Raw genomic sequence first — 26,385 nt, forward strand, 5'->3', positions numbered from 1 at the left:
CCCAGGACGGTCACAGCGGTGCGGGCACGGGCATGGACGGGCCGCCGGGCGGCGCCTTGAGTTCCACGCGCTTGATTTCGCCCACCACCACCAGATAGGACACCACCGCCAGCAAGGCATTGAGCCCGACGAACACCAGCGCCCATTCGAAGGTGCCGGTGGTGGACACGATGTAGCCGATGACGATCGGCGTGGTGATGCCGGCGATGTTGCCGAAGGTATTGAACAGGCCACCGGACAGGCCGGCGATTTCCTTGGGCGAGGTATCGGCCACCACCGCCCAGCCGAGTGCGCCGATGCCCTTGCCGAAGAAGGCCAGCGCCATCAGACCGACCACCATCCATTCGGCCTGCACATAGTTGCAGCCGATCATCGTCACCGACATCAACATGCCGACAACGATCGGCGTCTTGCGCGAGACGGTGAGCGAGTAGCCACGCCGCACCATGCGGTCGGACACATAGCCACCCAGCACGCCGCCGACGAAGCCGCACACCGCCGGCAACGACGCCACAAAGCCGGCCTCCAGGATCGACATGCCGCGCTCCTTGACCAGGTACACGGGAAACCAGGTCAGGAAGAAATACGTCAACGTGGTAATGCAGTACTGGCCGATGTACACACCCAGCAACATGCGGTTGCACAACAGCTGCTTGGCGTAATGCCACTGCGTGCCCTTGGGCTGACTGCCCGGCTTGTTGCCCTGCTCCATGTCCACCAGCGCGCCGTTGCGCTGGATGTAGTCCAGTTCCTGCGCGCTCAGGCGGGGGTGTTCGCGCGGGGCATAGATGGTCTTGCGCCACAGCAGCGCCAGCAGCACGCCCACGCCGCCCATCACCAGAAACACATGCTCCCAGCCCCAGGCATGCACCAGCCAGCCCATCAGCGGCGCAAACGCCACCGTGGCGAAATACTGCGCAGAATTGAAGATCGACGCAGCCAGGCCACGCTCGGCCGTGGGAAACCAGGCCGCCACGATGCGGCTATTGCCCGGAAACGACGGCGCCTCGGCAATGCCGACCAGAAAGCGCAGCACGAACAGCGTGGTGACCGCCCAGGTCACCGGCACCCAGTCGATAAAGCCCTGCAGGGCGGTGAACAACGACCAGATCAGCAGCGACAGGCCGTACACGCGCCGCGAGCCGAAGCGATCGAGCAACCAGCCACCGGGAATCTGCCCGGCCACATAGGCCCACCCGAACGCAGAAAAGATGAAGCCCATCTGCAGCGCGTCGATGCCCAGCGCATCCTGGACCGCGGAGCCGGCGATGGACAAGGTGGCGCGATCGGCATAGTTGATCGTGGTCACCACGAACAGCATCAGCAAGATCAGGTAGCGCCTGCGCGGAACCGTCGTTGAACCGACTGTTTTTGAATCGATAGCCATCATCGTTCCTCACCTATGACGATGGAAGCGCACTGCGCTTCGGTACTCCACGTTGCGCCTGCAGATGGCGTACCGGACCCTCCTCCGGCACGCCTCAGGCATCGTTGCCGCGGCAGCTGTCAGTCGTGTCCCAGCACGCCATCCACGCGTCGCCACAGCCCGAGCGGGTTGTCGTGCGCGACGGCGGCAGGCAACAGCGCCGGCGGCAGATCCTGATAGCAGACCGGGCGCAGGAAGCGATCGATCGCCAGCGTGCCGACCGAGGTGCTGCGGCTGTCGGAGGTGGCCGGGAACGGGCCGCCGTGCACCATCGCGTGGCAGACTTCCACGCCGGTGGGCCAATCGTTGACCAGGATGCGCCCGGCCTTGCGCTCCAGCACCGGCAGCAATGCGGCGGCCAGTTCGGTATCGCCGGCCTCCATGTGCAAGGTGGCGGTGAGCTGGCCTTCCAGGTGCTCGCTCAGCGCGCGCAGCTGTTCGATGTCCCTGCAACGCACCAGCAGCGACGAGGCGCCGAAGACTTCGGCCTGCAGCGCTTCATCGGCCAGGAAGGCATCGGCGTCGGTGCCGAACAACGCCGCCGGGCAGCGCCCGGCCTCCGCCGCGCCGCCGCGTGCCAGCGTGCTGACCTGCGGATGCGCGGCCAGACGCCGCACGCCTTGCGCGTAGGCCTGGCCAATGCCTGCGGTGAGCATCGCTGCCGGCGACACCGCCTGCAGCGTTTGCGTTGCGGAGGCGACAAACGCATCCAGCGCCGGCGAATCGATCGCCAGCAGCAAGCCGGGATTGGTGCAGAACTGCCCGCTGCCCAGGGTGAGCGAGCCGACGAACGCCTTGCCCAGGTCGGACGCGCGTGCCTGCAGCGCCTGCGGCAACAGATACACCGGATTGATCGCGCTCATCTCCGCATATACCGGAATCGGCTCGCGGCGTGCCGCGGCAATCTTGACCAGCGCCATGCCGCCGGCACGCGAGCCGGTGAAACCCACCGCCTTGATGCGTGCGTCGGCCACCAGTTGCGCGCCGATCTCGATGCCGGCGTCGAACAGCAGCGAGAACACGCCCTCGGGCAGGCCGCATTGCGCCACCGCCGCCTGGATCGCACGGCCCACCAATTCCGAAGTGCCCGGATGCGCGCCGTGCGCCTTGACCACCACCGGGCAGCCGGCCGCCAGTGCCGAGGCGGTATCGCCACCGGCCACCGAGAATGCCAGCGGGAAATTACTGGCACCGAACACCGCCACCGGCCCCAGCGCGATATGCCGCTGACGCAGATCCGCGCGCGGCAAGGGCGTGCGTTGCGGCAGCGCCGGGTCGATGCGCGCCTGCAGCCAGCTTCCTTCGCGCACCACGTTGGCGAACAGGCGCAGCTGCCCCACCGTGCGTCCCCGCTCGCCTTCCAGGCGCGGGCGCGGCAGGCCGCTTTCGTGCATGGCGCGTTCGATCAAGGCATCGCCCAGTGCCAGGATCTGCTCGGCGATGGTTTCCAGGAAGACTGCGCGCGCGTCCAGCGTCGTTTCGCGGTAACGATCGAACGCCGCCTGCGCCAACGCGCAGGCCTGCTCCAGATCCTGTGCGCTCGCCGAGCCGAACGCCGGCTGCAATGCCGCGCCGCTGGCTGCATCCACCGCATGAAACTCCGCTCCGGCGCCGCGCACGTCGCGCTGCCCGATCAGCGATTGGCCCTTGATGGTGTGCATCAGCGGCGTCCTCCGATCAGGTGTTTGAGCTGGGCGAATTCGTCCTCGCTGAGGTCGGCCAGCGGCGTGCGGACCGGACCGGCCGGGCGGCCGACCGCGCGCATGCCCGCCTTGACGATCGACACCGCATAACCGGCGCGGCGATTGCGCAGCACGGTGTACGGCAACACGAAGTCGTTGAGCTCGCGGTAGATGCTGGCGTGGTCGCGCGCGCGCACCGCCGCATAGAACGCCAACGCCCACTCGGGCAGGAAATTGAAGATGGCCGACGAATACGTGGTCACGCCCATTTCCAGATACGGCAGCGCGAAGGTTTCGGCGGTGGGCAGTCCGCCCACGTACAGCAATCGGTCGCCCAGGCGTGCGTAGATGCGGGTCATGCGATCCACATCGCCGATGCCGTCCTTGTAGCCCACCAGGTTGGGGCAACGCTCGGCCACACGCGCCAGGGTCACATCGTCGAGCTTGGCGTTGGCGCGGCCGTAGACGATCACGCCCAGCCTGGTCGCCTTGCAGACGCGCTCGACATGATCGGCCACACCATCGGCATCGCACTCGGTGAGGTACGGCGGAAACAGCAGGATGCCGTCGGCGTCGTTGCGCTCGGCGGCCTGCGCCATCTCCATGGCGATCGCGGTGCCATAGCCGGCCGGTGCGATGACCGGCATGCGGCCGGCGGTCTGGGTCACCGCCGCGCGAACGGCGCGGTTCACTTCGTCCAAGGTCAGCGAAAACAACTCGCCGGTGCCGCCGGCGGCAAATAGCCCGGCGGCCGGGTGCGAGGACAGCCAGTCCAGATTGCTGCGGTAGGCGGATTCGTCAAAGGCCAGGTCGGCATCGAAATGGGTCACCGGAAACGACAGCAACCCGGCGCCAAGCGCCTGGGCCATTTCGGACGGGGTGTATCTGCTGCTCATCGGACAAACGCTCCTGGGCGGGGGATGCGGTTGATCCTAGAAACGCAGATCGTTGCCGGTCCAAACCAAAAGACGTATTGTTTGATTCACAAGTTGAATCAATCGCATCATCAATCGACGTAGTGCGCCGCAAATGGCTGCTTTGCAACGCTTTTTCGACGCTGCGTAATTATGGCCGGTTGCGCCCGTCAGCCGGGCTCCTGGCTTGGCACCGCCTATTCATTCGCGCTGGCGGCGGCGGGATGTTGCGGGTGCAGCATCCAATTCATGTGTTTTGCCATGCGAGGCCCGCCCCCATGTTCGATCTGCAGCAACTGCGTTGCTTTGTCGCCGTCGCCGACGAACTGCACTTCCGTCGCGCCGCCGAGCGCCTGAACATGACCCAGCCGCCGCTCAGCCGGCAGATCCAGCTGCTGGAGCACAGCGTCGGCACCGCGCTGCTGGAGCGCAACAGCCGGCATGTGCGGCTGACCCAGGCCGGGCGCAGCTTGCTGGCCGAAGCGCGCGCGATCCTGCGCATGGCCGAAAACGCCGGCCTGCGCGCGCGCCGCATCGGCACCGGCGATGCCGGCAGCGTGTCGGTGGGGTTCACCGCCGGTGCCAGTTACCGCTTCCTGCCCGAGGCCATCGCGCGCTGGCGCAGGCAGGCGCCGGATGTGGACCTGCAGCTGAAGGAAATGGTCAGCCTGGCGCAACTGGACGCGCTGGATGCAGGCCGGCTGGATATCGGCCTGCTGCGCCCGCCGATCCAGCGCCAGGGCCTGCACAACCGCTGCGTGGCACGCGAACCGCTGATCGCCGCGTTGCCGGAAGACTCGCCGCTGGCGCACCGCGACAGCCTGCATCTGCAGGATTTCCACGGCCAGCCGCTGGTCAATTACGCACCGGACGAGGCGCGTTATTTCTACGATCTGCTGGCGCAGTTGTTCGGTGTGCGCGGCATCGCGCCGCGCTCGGTGCAGTACGTCAGCCAGATTCATTCGGTGCTGGCGCTGGTACGCGGCGGCATGGGCATGGCGCTGGTACCCGAAGGCGCCAGCGGCCTGCGTTACGCCGGCATCGTGTACCTGCCGCTGCGCGATGAGGCGCTGGCCACGCCGGTGGAATTGCATCTGGTATGGAAGCAGGACAACGACAACCCTGCACTGCGCCGTTTGATCGCCTGAGGTCAGCAAGCGCGTTGTTCAAGCAGGAGCGCCCACCGCCACCGTCACGCAATGATGCGCCGCTCACCGAGATTCTGCGTCGACCTTGACCGACTCGCGTGCGCGCCGGGGTGTCCTGAAAGCGGGTGCGGTGCATGCTTTGCACGTCCAACCGAGACTGCGCCCCGGTCTGAGCGCGGTGCATGCCACGTCGAGCGCTGACATCACCTTGGTTGCGATCACCCGCAAGGGGCGCGCAGTTCCTGACGTCGTGAGCAAGCCGCGCTCACGTGGCGCTTGCAGCGCAACTCACGATCGACGCAGTGCGCAACACTGCCGCTTCGTTCGCACTGCAAAGCACTACACCAAATCGATCAATGCACTGCATTTTCGTGGCACGCGCCGTCGCACAAGCCGATCAACCGGCCTGCTGGGGCGCATGGCAAAGTCCCGCTGCGACCTATTGACGCCCCACGCTCTGCACCACATGCAGGCGCCGCAGCCGGCGCATCACTTCGGCCAGGTGGCGGCGGTCGCGCACCTGGATGTTGAAGCGCAGCACTGCCGCATTGAAGTCGCGGTCCAGGTAATCCACACGTTCGATATTGGATTTGCTCTGCGCGATCGCCGCGGCCAACTGCGCCAGCACGCCGGTGCGGTTTTCCACTTCCACCACCAGCGCGGTGTCGTAGTCGCCGGTGACGTTGGAGTCCCAATCGATCGGCACCCAGCGCTCGGGCGACTTGCGCAGCTCGGCCAGGTTGGGGCAATCCAGCCGGTGCACCACGATGCCCTTGCCGGCGGTGTGATAGCCCATGATCTCGTCGCCGGGAATCGGCTGACAGCAGTTGGCGAAACTGATCACGCCGCGCTCGCTGCCGTCGATCAGGATCTTTTCGTGCGAGTGCTTGGAATGCCCGCCGCCGCGCAACTCCGCGTACGCCATCAAGGCCTGTGCGGCCTGGGTGGGCATCCAGTTGCCCAGCGCCACATCGGCCAGCAGCGCTTCCAGCCGCGGATAACGGTGTTCGTTGAGGAAGGCATCCAGCCGGCCCTTGGGCAGGCGCTCCAGCGAGCTGTCCATCGCCTCCAACGCGCGGTCGAGCATGCGATGACCAAGTTGCACGGCATCTTCGTGTTCGAGCTGCTTGAGCTGGTGGCGGATCGCGGTGCGCGCCTTGCTGCTGACCACGAACTCCAGCCACTGCGGCTTGGGCGTGGCCGAGCGTGCGGTGATGATTTCCACCGCCTGCCCGCTGACCAGCTTGGTGCGCAAGGGCACCAGTTTCTTGTCCACCCGCGAGGCCACCGCGCGGTTGCCCACATCGGTGTGCACCGCGTAGGCGAAATCCAGCGCGGTGGAGTTGCGCGGCAACGCCAGGATCTTGCCCTTGGGCGTGAACAGGTAGACCTCGTCCGGGAACAGATCCACCTTGACGTTGTCCAGGAATTCCAGCGACGAGCCGGCGGCGCGTTGCGAGTCGATCAGCTCCACGATCCAGTCGTGCGCGCGGCTCTGCGCACTGTTGGGCGAGGCAGAGCCCACCTTGTAGGTCCAATGCGCGGCCACGCCGCGTTCGGCGATCAGGTCCATCTCCTCGGTGCGGATCTGCACTTCGATCGGCGAGCCGTAAGGGCCGAACAACACCGTGTGCAACGACTGGTAGCCGTTGGCCTTGGGAATGGCAATGAAATCGCGGAAGCGCCCGTCCAGCGGCTTGAAGGTGGCATGCACCGCGCCGAGGGCGTGATAGCAATCGGCCACCGTGCGCACCACCAGCCGGAAGCCGAACACGTCCATCACCTGGTCGAAGGACTTGTTCTCTTCGTGCATCTTGGAATAGATGCTCCAGGGAGTCTTGATGCGGCTGACCAGGCGATGCTCCAGCCCCTCCTTGGCCAGTCGTTGCGACAGCTGCACTTCCACCTGCGCCATCGATTCGCGCCGCACCACCGGCTGGCTGCGGATATGTTTTTCGATGATGGCGTGACGCCACGGATACAGCGCGCGGAAGCCCAGGTTCTGCAGCTCGGACTTGATCAGGCTCATGCCCAGGCGCTGGGCGATGGGTGCGTAGATCTCCAGGGTTTCGCGCGCGATGCGGCCGCGCGCCTCGGTACTCTGCGCGCCGAGCGTGCGCATGTTGTGCAGGCGGTCGGCCAGCTTGATCATGATCACGCGCAGGTCGCGCGACATCGCCAGCAGCATCTTGCGGAAGCTTTCGGCCGCCGCTTCCTGGCGGTCGCGGAACTTGAGCTTGTCCAGCTTGGTGACGCCATCGACCAGCTCGGCCACCGCTTCGCCGAATTCGGACGCCAGCTCTTCGCGCGTCAGCGGCGTGTCTTCGATGGTGTCGTGCAGGATCGCGGCGATCAGCGATTCCATGTCCAGGCCCAGCTCGGCGAGCACGCCGGCCACGGCCACCGGATGGGTGATATAGGGCTCGCCCGACTTGCGGGTCTGGCCGGCATGCGCGGTGGCACCGACTTCCCAGGCACGGCGCAGGATCGGCAGCTGCTCCTTGGGAAGGTAGCTGGCAGCGCGCTCGAGGTGCAGGACGTAGTCGGGGATGGCCGGGTCGGAAGACGGGGACGTCGCCACGGTCGCCTGGGCAGTGGGGCCTGGGTTCATGCGCGAAGACTATGCCAGTGGCCGGTTTGCGGCAACGCGGCATGCACTGCGGACAGGCCGGCCGCCTGCGATGGGCCGCTGTACCGGCGCCCCGCGCCAGCCGCAGCGGCCCTGGACGCTCAGCCTGCAACTTTGCCCAGCCAAGCGACATTTACCCGGCTGCTACACTCGGGCTGCGCCACTCCAGGGACCCCACCCATGCTCGCTCCCCCCGACCTGCTGATCTTCGACTGCGACGGCGTGCTGGTCGACAGCGAGCCGTTGGCCTGCGCGGTCCTGGCCCAGGCACTGCAGTACCACGGCGTGGACATCGACATCGACGGGGTTCAGCAGCACTTCCTCGGGCGCAGCCTGGGCAGCGTGCGCGCGCATGTGCAGACGCTGGGGCGGACGCTGCCGGATACCTTCGAGCGCGACCTCACTGCCGCGTTACTGGCACGCTTTGCCAGCGAACTGCAGCCGATGGCGGGCGTGGCCATGCTGCTTGACGCACTGCAGACACCGCGGTGCGTTGCCTCGTCCAGTCATCTGGAACGGGTGCGTCTGTGCCTGCAGGTCACTGGCCTGGCCGGTCGTTTCGGCGCACACATCTACACCGCCGAGCTGGTCGCCCGCGGCAAGCCTGCGCCGGATCTGTTCCTGTTCGCCGCCGCACGCATGCACGTGCCGCCCGCGTCCTGCCTGGTGATCGAAGACAGCCCCAGCGGCGTGCTGGCCGCATGCGCGGCCGGGATGCAGGTCTGGGGATTCACCGGCGGCGGCCATCACCGCGCAACCGCGGCCGCCGCCGCGTCGCTCGCGGCCGCAGGCGCATCGCAGGTGTTCGCGGACATGCCCGCCGTCGCCGCAGCACTGGGTGCCATCGGCACCCAGTGCCTGGGCACTACGTTAGGCTGAGACTTCCACGCAGACAGATGTGACGATGGCCAACCCCGACAACGACACCAGCCGACTCGATGCCGCAGCCAGGGCGGGCTGGCTGTACTACATCGCCGGCAACACCCAGGACGAGATCGCACGCAAGCTCAAGGTCTCGCGCGCAACAGCGCAGCGTCTGGTGTCGTTGTGCCTGAGCCAGCGGTTGATCACCTTCCGGCTGGAGCATCCGATCGCCGCCTGCATGGATCTGGCCGCGCAGCTGCAGGATCGTTTCGGCATGCGCTACTGCGAGGTCGCGCCCACCGACCCGGCCGACCCGCACCTGGTCACCGGTGTCGCCGAACGTGCCGCGGCGCTGCTGGAATCCACCCTGCGCAGCGACACCCCCAGCATCATCGGCATCGGCACCGGGCGTGCCATGCGCGCGGCAGTGGAGCGCATTCCGGCGATGCAGACGCGCAATCATCAGCTGGTTTCGCTGGTCGGCAACATTTCCCCGGACGGCTCGGCCAGCCCGTTCGATGCAGTGGCCCGCCTGGCCGACCTGACCGGCGCGCGGCACTACCCGATGCCGCTGCCGGTGTTTCTTTCCTCGCAGGAAGAACGCGAAACGCTGCTGGGCATCGAGGCGGTACGCAGGGTCCGCGCGATCGCCGCAAAGGCCGATCTGCGCCTGGTCGGTGTCGGCCAGCTCGATCAGACCGCGCCCCTGCATGTGGATGGCTTCATCAGCCGCACCGAACTGCTGGACCTGATCCGGCTGGGCGCAGTGGGCGAGGTGATCGGCTGGGCGCTCACCGCAGCCGGCGACATCATCGATGCAGGCACCAACCTGCGCTTGACCAGCGTGCCGCATCCGGTGCCGGCGACCAGCCTGTCGATCGGCGTGGCCGTGGGCAACGCCAAGGTAGGCCCGATCAAGGCCGCGCTGAAGGGCCGCATCCTCAACGGCCTGATCACCGACGAGCACACCGCCAAGGCCTTGCTCGCCAGCTGAGCGGCGCAATCGCGGCGGGCTGGACGGCAGTTCATTGCTGAAATTTCCCGGCATGCGCGGGAGCGTTGGCGTGCGCCGCGATGCTGCGCTGCAAGATCGAAAGTGCTTTACAGCGCGGCAAGGCCGTGGGCATATGCGCACCACACGGGCATTTGCTCAACCAACCTCAAGCTGAGGCATCGGTATGAACACTTCGATCAAGACCCTGATCTGCGCGGCACTGAGCGCCACACTGGCAGCATGCGGCGGCGGCGCGCACGACAGCGGCGCCGCGTCCAAGCCAGACACCCTGGTGATCGCCACGGTCAACAACGGCGACATGATCCGCATGCAGAAGCTCACCTCGGAGTTCACCGCCAGCCATCCGCAGATCAAGCTCGAGTGGGTCACGCTGGAAGAGAATGTGCTGCGCCAGCGCGTCACCACCGACATCGCCACCAAGGGTGGCCAGTTCGATGTGCTGACCATCGGCACCTACGAGGTGCCGATCTGGGCCGAGCGCGGCTGGCTCAAGCCGCTGACCTTCGATACGGACTATCAGGTGGACGATCTGATCCCGCAGATCCGCGACGCGGTCAGTCACGAGGGGCAGCTGTATGCCGCGCCGTTCTACGCCGAAGGCTCGATGCTGATGTACCGCACCGACCTGCTGCAAAAGGCCGGCCTGAGCATGCCGGCGCAGCCGTCGTGGAGCTTCGTGGCCGACGCCGCCCGCAAGATGACCGACAAGCAGGCAGGCATCTATGGCATCTGCCTGCGCGGCAAGGCCGGCTGGGGCGAGAACATGGCCTTGATCGGCGCGATGGGCAATGCCTTCGGCGCGCGCTGGTTCGACGAACAATGGAAACCGCAGTTCGACCAGCCGGAATGGAAGGCCGCACTGCAGACCTATGTGGATGTCATGAAACAGGCCGGCCCGCCAGGTGCCGCCTCCAACGGCTTCAACGAGAACCTTGCACTGTTCACCGCAGGCAAGTGCGCGATGTGGGTCGATGCCACGGTGGCCGCATCGTTCATCAGCAATCCCAGCGAGTCCAAGGTCTCGGACAAGGTCGGTTTTGCCGCGGCGCCGGATGCGGGCAAGGGCAAGACCACCGGCTGGCTGTGGGCCTGGAACCTGGCCATCCCCGCCAGCTCGAAAAAGGCCGACAAGGCGCAGGCATTCATCGCCTGGGCCACCAGCAAGCATTACACCGAGCTGGTGGCCGGCAAGGAAGGCTGGGGCAATGTTCCGCCGGGAACGCGCCAGTCGCTGTACGCCACGACCGAGTACCTCAAGGCCGCCCCGTTCGCCAAGCAGACCCTGGCTGCCATCCAGGGCGCCGACACGCATCACCCCACGGTCAAGCCGGTGCCTTATGTCGGCGTGCAGTACGCGGCCATCCCCGAGTTCCAGTCGATCGGCACCACAGTGGGCCAGCAGTTTTCCGCAGCGCTCACCGGCTCGATCAGCGTGGATGACGCGTTGAAGAACGCGCAGGCCGCCACCGAGCGCGAAATGCAGCGGGCCGGCTACCCCAAGCGCTGAGCAGCTGCGATGGGCCGGGCTCCCTGCCCGGCCCGCCCCTGGCCACAGACATGCTCCGGCGTCACGGCGCCGCACCTTCCCACGAGGCAATCGATGAAGATCAGGCACACCACACCTGCGCTGACGATGCTGCTCGCCGGTATGGCCTGCACACAGGCCAGCGCCCAGGCATTCGATCCGGACAAGCATATCGGCGGCGACTGGGGCGGCTTGCGCAGCCGGCTGGCCGATGACGGCATCCAGTTCAAGCTGGCGCACTTCAGCCAGACCGCGCACAACACCTCCGGCGGGCTGCGCGAGCGCACTGCCTATGCCGATCAATTCTTCCTGGGCGGCTACTTCGACCTGGAACGGCTGTGGGGCTGGTCCGGCGCCGATTTCAAACTGGAGATCACCAATCGCAATGGCGAGTTGATCAATAACACCGCAGGCATCCCCACGCTCCTGCAGTCGCAGCAGATCTTTGGACGCGGCGATGTCACACGCCTGACCCAGTTCTCGCTGACCCAGCGCCTGTTCGAAGACAGGCTGACGCTGAAGGGCGGCCGCCTGTATCCCAGCGCCGATTTCTTCGCGCTCAACTGCAACTACCAGCACCTGACCTTCTGCAGCGGCGGCTCCTCCAACTACATCAGCAACAACTGGTATGGCGATCCGCTCAGTGCCTGGGGCGGCGTGGTCACGTTCAGCCCGGACAAACGCTGGTTTTTCCGGGTGGGCGGCTACGATGCCAACCCGCAGAACCGATCCACCGACCAAGGCCTCAGGCTCGGCACCTCCGGCAACGACCACGGCACCCTGCTGGTGGCCGAAGTGGAGTACAAGCCCGACTACGGCAACGGGATCGATGGCGACTACCGCATCGGCGCAACCCGCAACAGCAACGATCAACCGCGCGTCTACACCCGCTCGGGCGTGCCGACCAGCCTCGGCGCCGATCCGGCCGCATTGCAAGACACCGATCGCGCGTTCTACGCCAACGTTGAACAACAGGTCACCAGCAATGGCGCCGGCGGCGGCTTGCGGCTGTTCGCAAGCATCATCGACGCCGACGACGAGGTCAGCACGGTGGGTCAGGTGCTGGCCATCGGCGGATTCTGGAAAGGACTGTCCGCTGCGCGCCCCAACGACCGCGTCGGCGTGGCCATCGGCCGCAATGCGCTCAGCGATTCATTGCGTGCGGCGCAAACCCGCTACAACCAGCGCCTGCCCGCGGGCGCGGCGCCCATCGGCGTACAGCGCTACGAATATCCCATCGAGCTCAACTACAACATTGCTGTCAGCCGCGGGATCGAAGTGATGCCCAGCGTGCAGTACATCCGTCATCCGGGCGGACTGGATGGCGACAACGCCACCATCTTCGGCCTGCAGGTCAGCCTGAACTTCTGACCCCCGACCCGGCCGTGCGTTCGACGCCAACCCTTGCGTCGACGCATCGGCCGCTGCCATGCATCGCAGGCGCGCTGCCTGCCTTCACCCTGGACCTTGCCGATGGCCACGCATCAAACACAAAAACTCGCACGGTTCCTGATCGCGCCGTCGATCGTGCTGCTGCTGGCCTGGATGATCGTGCCGCTGGCGATGACGGTGTGGTTTTCCACGTTGAACTACAACCTGCTCACGCCGGAAAAGACCTTCGTCGGCCTGGGCAACTACCGCTACTTCCTGGGCAACCCGGCGTTTGCGTCCTCGCTGGGCAATACCCTGTTGCTGGTCGGGTCGGTGCTGGCGATCACTGCGGTGTTCGGCGTGCTGATCGCGCTGCTGCTGGACCAGGTATTCGTGGGCCGCCGCATCGTGCGCCTGATGCTGATCGCGCCGTTCTTCGTGATGCCGACGGTGAGCGCGCTGATCTGGAAAAACCTGTTGATGCATCCGGTGTCCGGTCTGCTGGCGTGGCTTTGGCAAAGTGTCGGACTGACCCCGATCGACTGGTTCACCCAGTACCCGATGTTCTCCATCATCGTCATCGTGGCCTGGCAATGGTTGCCGTTTGCGGTGCTGATCCTGCTGACCGCGTTGCAGTCATTGGATGAAGAACAGCAGGAAGCCGCACTGATGGATGGTGCCGGCGCATTGGACCGCTTCTTCCATCTGACCCTGCCCCATCTGGCGCGCCCGCTGACCATCGTGGTGCTGATCGAAACCATCTTTCTGCTCACCGTGTTCGTGGAGATCTACGTCACCACCGGCGGCGGGCCCGGCCTGCAGACCACCAATCTGGCCTACCTGATCTATTCGCAGGCACTGCTGCAGTACGACGTGGGCGCCGCGTCGGCAGGCGGATTGATCGCCGTGGTGCTGGCCAATATCGCGGCCATCTTCCTGGTGCGCATCGTCGGCAAGAACCTGGAGACCTGAGATGGCACGTCGCACTCCCGCGCCGCAGATACTGCTCACCACGGTCGCCGCATGGGTGGTCGGCGGCGTGATCTTCTTCCCCATCCTGTGGATGCTGCTGACCAGCTTCAAGACCGAGGTCGATGCGTTTTCCAGCCCGCCCAGCTTCGTGTTCTTCCACTGGACACTGGAAAACTATGTCGCCGTGCAGGGACGTAGCGACTACTTCGCGCATGCCTGGAACTCGGTGGCGGTGTCGCTGGGCTCGACCTTGATCGCGCTGGCCATCGCCATCCCTGCCGCGTGGTCGATGGCGTTCTCGCCCACCAGGCGCACGCGCGGCATCCTGTTGTGGATGTTGTCCACCAAGATGCTGCCGCCGGTGGGCGTACTGGTGCCGATCTATCTGCTCTACCGCGATTCCGGGCTGCTGGATACGCAGCTGGGCCTGATCATCGTGCTGTGCCTGAGCAACCTGCCGATCATGGTCTGGATGCTGTTCAACTACTTCAAGGACATCCCCAGGGACATCCTGGAAGCGGCGCGCATGGATGGCGCCACCATCGGCAAGGAGATCCTCTACATCCTGGCGCCGATGGCCGTACCCGGCATCGCGTCTTCGCTGCTGCTCAACGTGATCCTGGCCTGGAACGAGGCGTTCTGGTCGTTGAACCTGTCCTCGTCGCAGGCCTCGCCGTTGACCGCGTTCATCGCCTCGTATTCCAGCCCGGAGGGCCTGTTCTGGGCCAAGTTGTCGGCCGCCTCGACGATGGCCATCGCGCCGATCCTGGTACTGGGCTGGTTCTGCCAGAAGCAGCTCGTGCGCGGGCTCACCTTCGGCGCGGTGAAGTAGCTCACTCAACTTTGATAGGTGGTTCATGGGACGCATCACGCTGCAAGGTGTCAGCAAATCCTTCGATGACACACAGGTCATCCACGGTGCGGACCTGGAGATCGACGATGGCAAGTTCGTGGTCTTCGTCGGTCCGTCCGGCTGCGGCAAGACCACGTTATTGCGCTTGATCGCCGGACTGGAAGACGTCAGCGGCGGGCGCATCCTCATCGACGGCCAGGACGTCACCGGCCTGGCGCCGGCCCGGCGTGGCTTGTCGATGGTGTTCCAGTCGTATGCGCTGTATCCGCACATGAGCGTGCGCAAGAACATCGCCTTCGGCCTGAAGATGGCGCGCGTGCCCAGCGCCGAGATCGAGCGGCGCGTGGCGCAGGCCGCCACGGTGCTCAACCTCACCGATTACCTCGACCGCAAGCCTGGGCAGTTGTCCGGCGGCCAGCGCCAGCGCGTGGCGATCGGCCGCGCCATCGTGCGCGAGCCCAAGGGATTCCTGTTCGACGAGCCGCTGTCCAATCTGGACGCCGCCCTGCGCGTGCAGATGCGCCTGGAAGTCACCCGCCTGCAGAAGCAGCTCAAGACCACCGCGGTGTATGTCACCCACGACCAGGTCGAAGCGATGACCATGGCCGACGAGATCGTGGTGATGCAGGCCGGACGTATCGAACAGGTGGGCACGCCGCTGGAGTTGTACGAGCGCCCTGCCAACGTGTTCGTGGCCGGTTTCATCGGCTCGCCGCGCATGAATCTGCTGCAGGGCGAGGTGGCCGCGCGCCACCACGCAGTGACACTTGGCGTTCGCCCGGAACATATCCGCGTGCAGCGCGGCAGCGTGGCCGCCGGCGGCGGCGACGCCTGGCAGGGCCGCGTGATCCAGGCCGAGCATCTGGGCAGCGACACCTTCGTCTATGTGGACATTCCGGGCGTGGGTACGGTCGATGCGCGCTGCACCGGCGATCTGCGCGTGCACATCGGCGAGACGGTGACCCTGATCCCGGACCCGGAGCACCTGCATCGCTTCGATGCGCAGCAACAGGCCATGCGCTGAGCGCGCCACTTCCCGCGTTGTTCCTCCCCGTTTTCGCCACTCCCCCACGATCAAGACCAGCAGGAGATATGCCGATGTATCTGGACAAGTTCAAACTCGACGGCCGCGTGGCGGTCGTCACCGGCGGCGGCCGCGCGATCGGCCTGGCGATTTGCCAAGCGCTGGCCGAAGCCGGTGCCAAGGTGGTCATTGCCGATCACGATGGCGACGTTGCCGAGCAAGGCCTGGCCACGCTGCGCAGCAAGGGCCTGGATGCGCAGGTCGTGCAGATGGACGTCACCGATTCGGCGCGCGTCACCAGCGTGGCCGATGCATTGAACGCGCAGTTCGGCAAGGTCGACATCCTGGTCAACAACGCCGGCATCGCCCGTAGCCAGACCCCGGCCGAAACGGTCACCGACGAGCACTGGCTCAACGTCATCGACGTCAACCTCAACGGCACGTTCTGGTGCTGCCGCGCGTTCGGCAGGCACATGCTGGATAGCGGCGATGGCGTGATCGTCAATGTCGGTTCGATGTCCGGCTTCATCGTCAACAAACCGCAGGCGCAGGCCTACTACAACGCCTCCAAGGCGGCGGTGCACCACCTGACCAAATCGCTGGCCGCCGAATGGGGCGCGCGCGGCGTGCGGGTCAACGCAGTCGCGCCGACCTACATCGCCACGCCACTCAATGCCTTCGTCAAGGAAGACCCGGCGATGTACGACGCCTGGATCGGCGGCACGCCGATGGGGCGGCTGGGCGAAGTGGAAGAAATCGCTTCGGTAGCGCTGTTCCTGGCCTCCCCTGCCGCCAGCCTGATGACCGGCAGTATCGTGCTGGCCGACGGCGGCTATACCTGCTGGTAAATCATGCAACCGACCAACGAGGCGATCTACATCGGCGTGGACGTGGGCACCGGCAGCGCCCGCGCCGGGCTGTTCGACGGGCGCGGCCAATTGCTCGGCACCGCGCGCCACGCCATCCAGACCTGGTACCTGCCCGGCGAGATGGTCGAGCAATCCTCGGCAGACATCTGGCAGGCCTGCGTGCAGGCGATCCGCGGCGCGCTGGCACAGGCCGGCGTGGACGCCGCGCGGGTGGCCGGCATCGGCTTCGACGCCACCTGCTCGCTGGTGGCGGCAGCCGCCGACGGCGGGCCGGTATGCATCAGTCCCAGCGGCCAGGCCGAGCGCGACGTGATCGTGTGGATGGACCACCGCGCCATCGCCCAGGCCGCGTCCATCAACGCCACCGACGAGCCGGTGCTGCGCTACGTGGGCGGGCAGATTTCGCCGGAGATGCAGACTCCCAAGCTGCTGTGGCTCAAGCAGCACCTGCCGGACAGCTACGCGCGCGCGGCGCACTTCTTCGACCTGGCCGACTGGCTGAGCTGGCGCGCCACCGGCAGCACCGCGCGTTCGCTGTGCACGGTGACCTGCAAGTGGACCTATGTGCAGCACGAAGGAGGCTGGAGCCGACGTTACTTCGAACGCATCGGCCTGGCCGAGCTGCTGGAGGATGCGGCCGCGCGGATCGGCAGCAGCGTGGTGCCGCCGGGCACGGCACTGGGCCAGGGGCTGACAGCACGCGCTGCCGACGAATTGGGCCTGCGTGCGGGCACTGCGGTGGGCGCGGCGCTGATCGATGCCCACGCCGGTGCCATCGGCACACTCGCCAGCCCGTCCGCAGATGGTCAGCCGATGCCGCTCACCGCGCGGTTGGCCTATATCTTCGGCACCTCGGCCTGCGTGCTGGCCAGCACGCAGGCGCCGTGCTTCACGCCCGGCGTGTGGGGGCCTTACGGCTCCGCACTGATCCCGGGGCTGTGGCTCAACGAGGGCGGCCAATCCGCCGCCGGCGTCGCAATCGACACCCTGGTGCGCTCGCATCCTGGCTATGCCGACGCCAACGCACAGGCGACCGCCGCAGGCCGCGATGTGCTGCAATGGCTGGAAGAGCGCGTGCTGGCGCGCGTTGGCACTGCATCCCAGGCCGCCGTACTGGCGCGCGGGCTGCACGTGCTGCCGGATTATCTGGGCAACCGCTCGCCCGATGCCGACCCCAACGCCCGCGCGATGATCGCCGGGCTGACCATCGACCACGACCTGCAAGGCCTGGAAGCGCTGTACGTGGCGGGCGTCTGCGGCCTGGGTTACGGGCTGGCCGACATCATCGATGCGCTGCGCGCGCAGGCAGTGACGTTCGACAGCGTGATCATGAGTGGCGGCGCCAGCCACAGCCGCCTGGTCCGCCAGCTGATGGCCGATGCCTGCGGCGTACCGGTACAGGTCGCGGCCACCGCCGAACCGGTGCTACTGGGTAGCGCGATGCTGGCCGCCGTGGCCAGCGGCGGTTTTGCCGATCTGCCGGCAGCGATGTCGGCGATGAGCGGCCTGGGCGCGAGCACCGCAGCGACGCCGGACGACATCGCACGCTTGCATGCCGCAAAGCGGCGCGGGTACCAGGCCATGCAGGCGCTGGACCGGCAGTTGCGGCGCGAGATGGCGCAGGTACTGGCCGACCAGGACTGCTGACGCCTGCTGCGCGCGAGCGCCTGGTGTCCAGCGGCGAATGGTGTCGCGAGAGCCACTGCAGTACTGGTCAAAAGCATTGGAACGGCAGCCGCGCCGGGAAAGCACGCAGGTGTGGGCAGTCAACTACAAAAGCGCGCCACGCGCGATCAGCGAGCGCGTGCAGCGGTTGGCGGCAGTGATCCTGCGGATCGCGCCTTCCCCAAAACGCAAACAGCCCGCACACGGCGGGCTGTCCGGTCAGCGTCGGCCACCGCGGTGGCCGGTGACGATCAGTCGTCGTTCTTGGACATGTCTTCGTCGGCCACCACTTCGGCGGCGGCCCATTCCAGCGCTTCGCGCTCGGCACGCTCGCGTTCGGCCTTCTCGACTTCATCGATCAGCGCGTTGTCGATCCGGCGGGCGGCGATCTCGCGCAGCGCCATCACGGTGGGCTTGTCGCTGGCGTCTGCGTTTTCGATCAACGGCTGCACGCCGTTGGCGAGCTGACGGGCGCGCTTGGAGGCCATCATGACCAGCTCGAAACGGTTGTTCACGACTTCCAGGCAATCTTCTACGGTAATGCGGGCCATGCGGGCTCCCGGCGACCAGCAACGGCCGCGCATCGAATGAGGGAAAGGGGGCGGAGTGTACGCCTGCGCGCCTGGGCGGGCAACCGGCGGTCATTCAGTTCGCTTTGGAATCAGTCACTTGGACCGGACCGATCAAGCCACATCGCTGCCCTGGTGCGCAGAACGGCCCCGCACGCCTGGCCGGCCGCCTGCCTGTGAACCACGGCGACGTGCCGGCCGAATGCCGATGTCCAGCTGCAGCGTCGTCGCTACGGTGGCATCGCCACTGGCCGCTCCCGCCCTGGCGCACCCGCAACTCAGTCCAGCAACGCCTGGATCAGGCCGGCATGCCGCTGCTGCTGCGCCTGCCGACGTAGCCGGCTGGCGGTGAAGATGGCGCACATCTCCGAGACCGCGGTGTCGAAAGTCTCGTTGATGATGACGTAATCGAATTCCTCGAAGTGCAGCATCTCTTCGCGGGCGGCGGCCAGGCGCTGCGCCATCACGTCCTCGCTGTCCTGGCCGCGCTTGCGCATGCGCTCGTCCAGCGCCTGTCGCGACGGTGGCAGGATGAACACGCTCACCGCATCGGGCACCTTCTGGCGTACCTGGCGCGCGCCCTGCCAATCGATCTCCAGCAGTACGTCGTGACCGGCCGCCAGCTGCGGCTCCACCGACTGCCGCGCAGTGCCCTTCCAGTCGCCATGCACCAGCGCGTATTCGAAGAAGTCGCCTGCTTCGATCATGCCCTGGAACTCGTCGGCCGACACGAAATGGTAGTGCTCGGCATGCCGCTCGCCCGGCCGCGGCGCGCGCGAAGTGAACGAGATCGACAAGGCGATCTTCGGGTCGCGCGCCAGGGTGGCGTTGACGATGCTGCTCTTGCCGGCGCCCGAGGGGGCCGCAACGATATAGAGGGTGCCGCGCATAGGTCAGGGATTCGTGATTGGGGAGTCGGGATTCGCGAACGGGCTGCGGACCGGTACCACCGGGGTCGACATGCTACCGGGATTGGACCCAGCCCGCAGATAACAGGGGCGTGCAGTTGCCCCATCCCGAATCCCGAATCCCCAAATCCCGGCTATTCGATGTTCTGCACCTGCTCGCGGATCTGGTCGATCAGCACCTTCAGATCCACCGCGGCGTTGGAGGTGCGGCTGTCCACCGACTTGGAGCCCAGCGTATTGGCTTCGCGGTTGAACTCCTGCAGCAGAAAGTCCAGCCGACGGCCGACCGGCTCGCGCTGCTTGAGCACCCGGCGGATTTCGGAAATATGGCTGGACAGGCGGTCCAGCTCCTCGTCCACATCGAGCTTCTGCAACCACAGCACCAGTTCCTGCTCGGCGCGGCCCGGGTCCACCGGATGCGGCAGATCGGCCAGGCGCGCAGCCAGCTTGACGCGCTGCCCCTCGCGAATCACCGGGATCAAGATGCGCACCTCGGCGGCGATGCGTTCGATCGCGTCCACACGTTCGCTGATCGCCTCGGCCAACTTGCCGCCTTCGCGCTCGCGCGCAACCACAAAACTGTCGACCACCTCATCGAGCAAGGCCAGCGCCTGCGCCTGCAGCGCCGGCGCATCCACGTCCTGCACCTGCAGGACGCCGGGCAGCTGCAGCAGATCGGTAAAGCCCACCTGCAACTTGGGAAACAACCCGTCCAGCCGCGTGGCCAGTGCACCCAGCTCGTGCAGCAGCGATTCGTTGACTGCCAGCGTCTGCGCGTTGTCCGGCGCGCGCAGGCGCAGCGTCAGGTCCAGCTTGCCGCGGCTGTTCTTGGCTGCCACGCGCTCGCGCAGCAACGGCTCCAGTGCACGCAGTTCTTCGGGCAGGCGCACGCCCACTTCCAGAAAGCGGTGGTTGACCGAGCGCAGCTCGCAACCAAGCGTGCCCCAGGGCGTGATGCGTTCGCCGCCAGCAAACGCGGTCATGCTTCGGATCATCGTCAATCCCGTACCGTCAAAGCGCGAATGGTACCCTAGCCGCCCACACCGGCCGGCTGCTGCCCGCCGTGCATTGGCGCCAAGACCCACCTCCCGACTTCCGGACTCATCGCATGACCTTTTCCCGTCCCAGCGGCCGCACGGCCGATCAGCTGCGCCCGGTGCGCATCGAACGCTCCTTCACCCGCCATGCCGAAGGCTCGGTGCTGGTGAGCTTCGGCGACACCCGCGTGCTGTGCACCGCCAGCGTGGAAAACCGCGTACCGAACTTCCTGCGCGGCAAGGGCGAAGGCTGGGTCACCGCCGAATACGGCATGTTGCCGCGCTCCACCCACACCCGCTCCGACCGCGAAGCCGCACGCGGCAAGCAGGGCGGGCGGACGCTGGAAATCCAGCGCCTGATCGGCCGCGCATTGCGCGCCTGCGTCGATCGCAACGCGCTGGGCGAGCGCACCATCACCCTGGACTGCGACGTGCTGCAGGCCGACGGCGGCACCCGCACCGCGGCGATCACCGGCGCCTACGTGGCGCTGGCCGATGCAGTGAACCTGCTGCTCAAGCGCGGCGACATCAAGAAGCACCCGCTGATCGGCGCGGTGGCCGCGGTGTCGGTGGGCATCTATCGCGGCGAGCCGGTGCTGGATCTGGATTACCCGGAAGACAGCGACTGCGATACCGACATGAATGTCGTGATGAACGATGGCGGCGGCTTCATCGAGCTGCAGGGTACCGCCGAAGGCCACGCGTTCCGCCGCGACGAACTCAATGCGCTGCTCGCCCTGGCCGAACGCGGCATGGGCGAACTGTTCGCACTGCAACGCGCTGCGCTGGCCGGATGAGCCGACGCATCGCCCTGACCACGCTGCTGGTCGCCGATTACGACGCGGCCATTGCCTGGTACACCGGCGCGCTGGGTTTCCAGGTGCTGCAGGACCGCCCGCTGGACGATGGCAAGCGCTGGGTGGTGATCGGCCCGGGCGGCGCACAGGATGCCGCGCTGCTGCTCGCGCAGCCGGGCGACGACGCCCAGCGCGCGCGCATTGGCGACCAGACCGGTGGGCGGGTGGATCATTTTCTCTACACCGACGACTTCTGGCGCGACCACGCGGCCATGCAGGCGTTCGGTGTGGAATTCCTGGAAACCCCGCGCGAGGAACCGTACGGCACGGTCGCGGTGTTCCGCGACCTGTACGGCACCAAGTGGGACCTGCTGGAGCCCAAGCAATGAAACACCTGGTCCTGGCCAGCGGCAACGCCGGCAAGCTGGAAGAACTGCGCGCCATGCTCGCCGACCTGCCGCTGCGCATCGTGGCGCAAGGCGAGCTCGGCGTGGAGGACGTGCCGGAAACCGGCCTGACCTTCGTCGAGAACGCGTTGATCAAGGCACGCCATGCCAGCGCGGTCACCGGCCTGCCGGCACTGGCCGACGACTCCGGCCTGATCGTCGATGCGCTTGGCGGTGCGCCCGGCCTGTACAGCGCGCGCTATGCGGGCAGCCCGACCGATGCACAGGCCAACAACGCCAAGTTGCTCGACGCCATGCGCGAGGTGCCGGCCGAGCGCCGCAGCGCGCGCTTTTATGCAGTGATCGTGTTGCTGCGTCACCCGGAAGATCCGCAACCGCTGATCGCCGAAGGCAGCTGGGAAGGCGTGATCACCACGCAACCGCGCGGCGATGGCGGCTTTGGCTACAACCCGGTATTTCTGGACCCGGCCTACGGCCTGACGGCCGCGGAAATGGACAGCGACCTGAAGAACCGCCTGAGCCACCGCGCAGTGGCGCTGGCCACGCTGCAGCACAAACTGCACGCGCTGGCGCTGTAACGGACGATCTCACGCAGTGCCCGACCTGATCCCGCCCCCGCTATCGCTGTACGTGCACCTGCCCTGGTGCGTGCGCAAATGCCCGTACTGCGATTTCAACTCGCATGCGGCCAAGGGCGTGCTGCCGTTCGAAGAGTATGTGGATGCATTGATCCGCGACCTGGATGCGGACCTGCCGCTGGTGTGGGGGCGTGTGGTGCATTCGGTGTTCTTCGGCGGCGGTACGCCCAGCCTGTTTCCGGCCGAGGCGATCGACCGCTTTCTGCAGGCCGCCGCCGCGCGGCTGCGGTTTGCGCCAAACCTGGAAATCACCCTGGAAACCAATCCAGGCACCGCTGAACATGGCCGCTTCGAGCACTACCGTGCAGCCGGCGTGAACCGCCTGAGCTTCGGCGTACAGACCTTCGACGATGTGGCGTTGCAGCGGCTGGGCCGCATCCACGACAGCGCCGACGCCGAGCGTGCGATCAAGCTGGCGCAGGACGCCGGCTACGACAATTTCAATATCGACCTGATGTATGCGCTACCCGAGCAGACGCTGCTGCAGGCCGAGCACGATCTTGAACGCGCCTTCGCGCTGCAGCCCACCCACATGTCGCATTACCAGCTCACGCTGGAGCCGAACACGGTGTTCTTCGCGCGGCCGCCCACCGGCATTCCCGACGACGACGCGGCCTGGGATATCCAGGAACATTGCCAAGCGATGCTCGCCGACGCCGGCTACGCGCAGTACGAGGTCAGCGCGTACGCCAGGCCCGGGCGGCAATGCGCGCACAACCTCAACTACTGGCGCTTCGGCGATTACCTGGGCATCGGTGCCGGTGCGCACGGCAAGATCAGTTCCGGTGCGCAGCAACACGTGCTGCGTCGCTGGAAGCACAAGCATCCGCAAAGCTATCTGGCCAGTGCCGGCACTGCCGCATCCATCGGCGGCGATGAAATCGTGCCGCAGCAGCGCTTGCCGTTCGAGTACATGCTCAATCTGCTGCGGCTGCACGAAGGCTTTCGCCTGGGCGATTTCGAGGCATCGACCGGCCTGGCTGCCGCAGCCATCGCTGCGCCGGTGGCGCGTGCCGTGGCGCAGGGCTGGCTGATCGAGCAGCACGGGCGCGTGGTACCCACCGAGCTGGGCCGCCGCTTTACCAACGATGTGGTCGAGCTGTTCCTGAGCTGACCGCACACCGCCCTGCGGGCGCTGTCGACCACACGCTGACGCGACCACTGGCGAGGTCTGGCGTCGGCGCACTCAGCTGTCGACGCACACGCGCACGACATCCACGCGTCGAGCGCCAGCGCCCACAGGGTCGCTGCCCGGTGGGAAAACATGCTACATAGCTCACGCTTCGCATCGAGCCCGCCCTCCCGGATGTCCACGCCCGTTTCTTCCCTGCAGCCCACACGCAGCGGCCCGATCGCCGAGGCGCCCGTGTCCGCGCGTGGCCGGCGCCTGCTCGACATGCTGCATGCACACTGCGTGCAGGCGCTTGGTGGCCCGCTGCGGTTGACCATCGTCGAGCTGGAACGCGCGCTGCTGCATCAGGCCGAACATGCGCGCAACAGCCAGATCCAGGCCGACACCTATGCGCAGATGCGCGGGCTGCGCGATCATATCGACCAGTTCCCGCACCTGTTCCTGCAGCACCTGGCGCAGGATCTGGCAACGCTGCGCGATCGTCCCAGCCTGGCACCGCCCGCCGAAACGACCGCTCAGCCGCAGATGCTGACCCTGGTGGAAGACACCGATATCGACCGCGATATCGTGCTCAGCGACATCGCCCGGCGCGAAACCTCGCGCCGGGCCGATGCGCTGCAGTTGCTGGCGCAGCGGCTGGCGGTGATCGGCGCGGTGCCGGAGTTCGAGCTGGATGCGTTGCCGCTTGGTCCCTACGCGCTGTGCCGGATCGTGCGCGAGTGCGGCCAGACCCTGGGCCTCAATCTGGATGGCCAGCTGGCGCTGTACAAGGTGTTCGAGCACCAGGTGATGGATCGCCTCGGCGATATGTACGAGCGCGCCAACGGCACGCTGGCCCAGGAAGGCATCCTGCCCGGGCTGATCTACCACCCGTATCTGGTCAAACCCACGCAGGTGCAGACACGTCGCACCCTGCCGGGCAGCGCAGCTGCACCCAGGCAAGCCGCCCCCTCCGGCACACAAGGCGCGCAACGCAGTCCGCGCCCGGCCACCGCCTGGGCCGGCCACTCCGCGCCAACCGCATGGCAGAGCGCGCTGCTCGATGCGCAGGGCACTTCCGCGGTTGCGCCGATCGCATCGGCAACCGCGCAAGCGGCCTCACCCGCACTGGACGATGTGGCCCACGCGCTGGGCGGCTTGATGTCCTCGGCCCGCCAGTCGCAGGCGGCGGGCGGCGCTCGTGTCCAGCAGGGCGGCGCGCCGGGCAGCCTTGCGCAGGCTGCGGCGGCGCAAGCGCATGCGCACCCCGCTGGCCCGGCGCCGGTCAGCGTGCCAAAGGCAGCGCTCGGCCAGGCGTTGGCCAGCCTGCAGGGCGCACTGAGCGCACAGGCCGCTGCAACGCCGCAGGCCGCCGGTATCGATGCGGTGCAGCGTCAGGTATTGGAGCTGTTGCGCGCCGAGCACGGTGCACAGGCCGCGCTATCGCCGCAGGACAACGACACCTTCGATCTGCTCGGCCTGCTCTACGCGCAGATGCAGCGCGAAGTACGCGAGCACACGCCTGCTCAGGCCCTGCTCGCCAAGCTGCAGGTGCCGGTGGTGCGCGCCGCCTTGGCCGACACGCATTTTTTCGTGCGCGACCAGCACCCGGTGCGCGAGTTGCTCAACACCGTGGCCGAGTCCGGCGCGGTCTGGCTGGGCGAGGACGATGTCGACCCACAGCTGCTGCACAAGCTGGGCAACGCGGTCGACCGGATCGTCCACGACTACCAGGGCGACGAGGCGGTGTTCGCCGCCGCCAACGACGATATCCAGACGCATCTGCGCAACCTGGCGCGCAAGGCCGAGGTGGCCGAGCGCCGGCATGTGGATGCCGCACGCGGCAAGGAACGGCTGGAATCGGCCAAGCAGCAGGCGCAGGCGCGCATCGAGCAACTCTGCCAGGACAGCGCGCCGCCGCGCTTCGTGCAATCGCTGCTGCGCCAGGCGTGGTCGGACGTGCTCACGCTCACCTTGCTGCGGCAGGGCGAGCAATCGCCCGAATGGGACGAGCGCCAGGCGCTGACCGCACGCATCGCCGAGGTCACCTGCCGCAGCAAGGGACTGCCGACCGACATCGCGCTGGGCACCGATGTCGAAACGGCGTTGCTGCAGGTCGGCTATCACCACGATGAAGCGGCCGCGATCGCGCGGCGCCTGTCCACGCCCGGTGGCGACGACGAGCTCACCTCGCGCACCGAACTCACCGCCAAACTCAAGGCGCGTGCACGCCTGGGCGACCAGGGCGACGCCGCCACGCGCGAGCCCGCCACCACGCCGCGGACGCCTGACGAGGAAGCCTGCTACGTGCAACTGCGCAGCCTGCCCTTCGGCACCTGGTTCGAATTCGTGATCAATCAACAAGGCGATCTGCGCCGGCAACGCCTGTCCTGGTACAGCCCGATGACCGGCAACGCGTTGTTCGTCAATCAGCGCGGGCAAAAACTCGGCGAGCAATCGCTCGATGGCCTGGCGCGGCTGATGGCCAGCGGCCAGGCGCGCTTGCTGGTGGAAGAAAAGTCGCGGTTGATCGATCGCGCCTGGCACGCCACCGTGCGCACGCTGCGCAGCCTGGCCGGCCATTCCTCCGATGAGGCATCCGCATGATCCAGGACACCCGCCGCGCGCCGCGCCGCCAGCCCAGCGACCTGGTGCCGGTGATCGACATGCTCAGCGAAGCGCAGATCGGCCGGGTCGGCAACGTCTCGGAAACCGGCATGCTGCTGCTGGCCTCGGTTCCGTTGCACGACGACGCGCTGTACCAGCTGCGTTTCAGCCTGCCCGAACGCATCGGCCGCGCCACCGAAATCGATGTCGGCGTGCATCTGCTGTGGTCCGAAGCGGCGCATGCGCCGGGGCAGGCCTGGGCCGGCTTTCGTTTCCTCAGCATGTCCGAGCCGCATCGCCAGCGCCTGCGCGCCTGGATCGCCGAAGAACACATGGTCGGCTGACCGATTCACA

At 66.8% G+C, this 26,385-nt stretch carries 23 protein-coding genes; 16 read left to right on the forward strand and 7 right to left on the reverse strand.

What is annotated here, in order from left to right; all coding sequences use genetic code 11:
• Nucleotides 1–10 precede the first annotated feature (10 nt).
• From FHY19_RS05370 to kdgD, 3 genes are all read right to left on the reverse strand, one after another.
• Nucleotides 11–1,390, reverse strand: coding sequence for an MFS transporter (locus FHY19_RS05370; protein ID WP_259162689.1), 1,380 nt, complete (start codon nucleotides 1,388–1,390; stop codon nucleotides 11–13).
• Between the two features lie 116 nt (nucleotides 1,391–1,506).
• The gene (locus tag FHY19_RS05375) at nucleotides 1,507–3,087 is read right to left on the reverse strand and encodes an aldehyde dehydrogenase (NADP(+)) (RefSeq protein ID WP_259162690.1); all 1,581 of its coding nucleotides are present in this window, start codon (nucleotides 3,085–3,087) and stop codon (nucleotides 1,507–1,509) included.
• Complete coding sequence (kdgD, locus tag FHY19_RS05380; protein ID WP_259162695.1) at nucleotides 3,087–4,004, reverse strand: 5-dehydro-4-deoxyglucarate dehydratase; 918 nt, start codon at nucleotides 4,002–4,004, stop codon at nucleotides 3,087–3,089. The genes FHY19_RS05375 and kdgD overlap by 1 nt, the downstream gene beginning before the upstream one ends.
• A 296-nt stretch (nucleotides 4,005–4,300) precedes the next feature.
• Between kdgD and FHY19_RS05385 the strand changes: the two genes are divergently transcribed.
• Nucleotides 4,301–5,170, forward strand: coding sequence for a LysR family transcriptional regulator (locus FHY19_RS05385; RefSeq protein ID WP_259162696.1), 870 nt, complete (start codon nucleotides 4,301–4,303; stop codon nucleotides 5,168–5,170).
• 439 nt (nucleotides 5,171–5,609) lie between these two features.
• Here FHY19_RS05385 and FHY19_RS05390 read toward each other — a convergent pair whose 3' ends face one another.
• Nucleotides 5,610–7,781 carry a bifunctional (p)ppGpp synthetase/guanosine-3',5'-bis(diphosphate) 3'-pyrophosphohydrolase gene (locus FHY19_RS05390; protein ID WP_046962862.1) on the reverse strand — a complete coding sequence of 724 codons (2,172 nt, stop codon included), beginning with the start codon at nucleotides 7,779–7,781 and terminating at the stop codon, nucleotides 5,610–5,612.
• Between the two features lie 198 nt (nucleotides 7,782–7,979).
• Between FHY19_RS05390 and FHY19_RS05395 the strand changes: the two genes are divergently transcribed.
• The 9 genes from FHY19_RS05395 to FHY19_RS05435 all read left to right on the forward strand — a co-directional run bounded on the left by FHY19_RS05395 (nucleotide 7,980) and on the right by FHY19_RS05435 (nucleotide 17,939).
• Entirely contained in the window at nucleotides 7,980–8,678 is a 699-nt protein-coding gene (locus FHY19_RS05395; protein WP_259162697.1) for an HAD family hydrolase, read from the forward strand.
• A 25-nt stretch (nucleotides 8,679–8,703) separates the two neighbouring features.
• Entirely contained in the window at nucleotides 8,704–9,657 is a 954-nt protein-coding gene (locus FHY19_RS05400; protein WP_259162698.1) for a sugar-binding transcriptional regulator, read from the forward strand.
• A 184-nt stretch (nucleotides 9,658–9,841) separates the two neighbouring features.
• Nucleotides 9,842–11,185 (forward strand): sugar ABC transporter substrate-binding protein, encoded by a 1,344-nt coding sequence (locus tag FHY19_RS05405; RefSeq protein ID WP_259162699.1) that lies wholly within the window; start codon nucleotides 9,842–9,844, stop codon nucleotides 11,183–11,185.
• A 93-nt stretch (nucleotides 11,186–11,278) separates the two neighbouring features.
• The gene (locus tag FHY19_RS05410) at nucleotides 11,279–12,574 is read left to right on the forward strand and encodes a carbohydrate porin (protein WP_259162703.1); all 1,296 of its coding nucleotides are present in this window, start codon (nucleotides 11,279–11,281) and stop codon (nucleotides 12,572–12,574) included.
• Nucleotides 12,575–12,676: 102 nt separating this feature from the next.
• Entirely contained in the window at nucleotides 12,677–13,546 is an 870-nt protein-coding gene (locus tag FHY19_RS05415; RefSeq protein ID WP_259156165.1) for a sugar ABC transporter permease, read from the forward strand.
• Nucleotide 13,547: 1 nt separating this feature from the next.
• Nucleotides 13,548–14,378 carry a carbohydrate ABC transporter permease gene (locus tag FHY19_RS05420; RefSeq protein WP_259156167.1) on the forward strand — a complete coding sequence of 277 codons (831 nt, stop codon included), beginning with the start codon at nucleotides 13,548–13,550 and terminating at the stop codon, nucleotides 14,376–14,378.
• Nucleotides 14,379–14,403: 25 nt separating this feature from the next.
• Complete coding sequence (locus FHY19_RS05425; RefSeq protein ID WP_259162704.1) at nucleotides 14,404–15,423, forward strand: ABC transporter ATP-binding protein; 1,020 nt, start codon at nucleotides 14,404–14,406, stop codon at nucleotides 15,421–15,423.
• Between the two features lie 74 nt (nucleotides 15,424–15,497).
• Nucleotides 15,498–16,271, forward strand: a complete 774-nt coding sequence (locus FHY19_RS05430; protein WP_115007404.1) for an SDR family oxidoreductase — start codon at nucleotides 15,498–15,500, stop codon at nucleotides 16,269–16,271.
• 3 nt (nucleotides 16,272–16,274) lie between these two features.
• Entirely contained in the window at nucleotides 16,275–17,939 is a 1,665-nt protein-coding gene (locus FHY19_RS05435) for an FGGY-family carbohydrate kinase (RefSeq protein WP_259162706.1), read from the forward strand.
• Between the two features lie 269 nt (nucleotides 17,940–18,208).
• On the opposite strand, the gene rpoZ is transcribed toward FHY19_RS05435, so the two are convergent.
• The 3 genes from rpoZ to FHY19_RS05450 form a co-directional block, all read right to left on the reverse strand.
• A complete protein-coding gene (gene rpoZ / locus FHY19_RS05440; protein WP_002812428.1) occupies nucleotides 18,209–18,508 on the reverse strand; it encodes a DNA-directed RNA polymerase subunit omega in 300 nt (99 codons plus the stop codon).
• A gap of 296 nt (nucleotides 18,509–18,804) precedes the next feature.
• A complete protein-coding gene (gmk, locus tag FHY19_RS05445; RefSeq protein ID WP_005996765.1) occupies nucleotides 18,805–19,416 on the reverse strand; it encodes a guanylate kinase in 612 nt (203 codons plus the stop codon).
• Nucleotides 19,417–19,568: 152 nt separating this feature from the next.
• Nucleotides 19,569–20,429 (reverse strand): YicC/YloC family endoribonuclease, encoded by an 861-nt coding sequence (locus FHY19_RS05450; protein ID WP_259162707.1) that lies wholly within the window; start codon nucleotides 20,427–20,429, stop codon nucleotides 19,569–19,571.
• A gap of 113 nt (nucleotides 20,430–20,542) precedes the next feature.
• Here FHY19_RS05450 and rph point away from each other — a divergent pair, with 113 nt between their 5' ends.
• The 6 genes from rph (at nucleotide 20,543) to FHY19_RS05480 (ending at nucleotide 26,375) form a co-directional block, all read left to right on the forward strand.
• Nucleotides 20,543–21,268: a ribonuclease PH gene (rph, locus tag FHY19_RS05455; protein WP_259156270.1), complete on the forward strand. Its 726-nt coding sequence runs from the start codon at nucleotides 20,543–20,545 to the stop codon at nucleotides 21,266–21,268.
• On the forward strand, nucleotides 21,265–21,657 hold the full coding sequence (locus tag FHY19_RS05460; protein WP_259162711.1) for a VOC family protein: 393 nt from the start codon (nucleotides 21,265–21,267) through the stop codon (nucleotides 21,655–21,657). The genes rph and FHY19_RS05460 overlap by 4 nt, the downstream gene beginning before the upstream one ends.
• Nucleotides 21,654–22,253 carry an RdgB/HAM1 family non-canonical purine NTP pyrophosphatase gene (rdgB, locus tag FHY19_RS05465; RefSeq protein ID WP_259156274.1) on the forward strand — a complete coding sequence of 200 codons (600 nt, stop codon included), beginning with the start codon at nucleotides 21,654–21,656 and terminating at the stop codon, nucleotides 22,251–22,253. The genes FHY19_RS05460 and rdgB overlap by 4 nt, the downstream gene beginning before the upstream one ends.
• A gap of 16 nt (nucleotides 22,254–22,269) precedes the next feature.
• Nucleotides 22,270–23,427, forward strand: coding sequence for a radical SAM family heme chaperone HemW (hemW, locus tag FHY19_RS05470; protein ID WP_259162721.1), 1,158 nt, complete (start codon nucleotides 22,270–22,272; stop codon nucleotides 23,425–23,427).
• A 192-nt stretch (nucleotides 23,428–23,619) separates the two neighbouring features.
• Nucleotides 23,620–26,031 (forward strand): DUF1631 domain-containing protein, encoded by a 2,412-nt coding sequence (locus FHY19_RS05475; RefSeq protein WP_259162722.1) that lies wholly within the window; start codon nucleotides 23,620–23,622, stop codon nucleotides 26,029–26,031.
• Complete coding sequence (locus FHY19_RS05480) at nucleotides 26,028–26,375, forward strand: PilZ domain-containing protein (RefSeq protein WP_259156279.1); 348 nt, start codon at nucleotides 26,028–26,030, stop codon at nucleotides 26,373–26,375. Before FHY19_RS05475 ends, FHY19_RS05480 begins: the two co-directional genes overlap by 4 nt.
• Nucleotides 26,376–26,385: the final 10 nt, after the last annotated feature.

It is taken from the genome of Xanthomonas sp. 4461 (genome assembly GCF_024806475.1).
Taxonomy (GTDB): domain Bacteria; phylum Pseudomonadota; class Gammaproteobacteria; order Xanthomonadales; family Xanthomonadaceae; genus Xanthomonas; species Xanthomonas arboricola_F.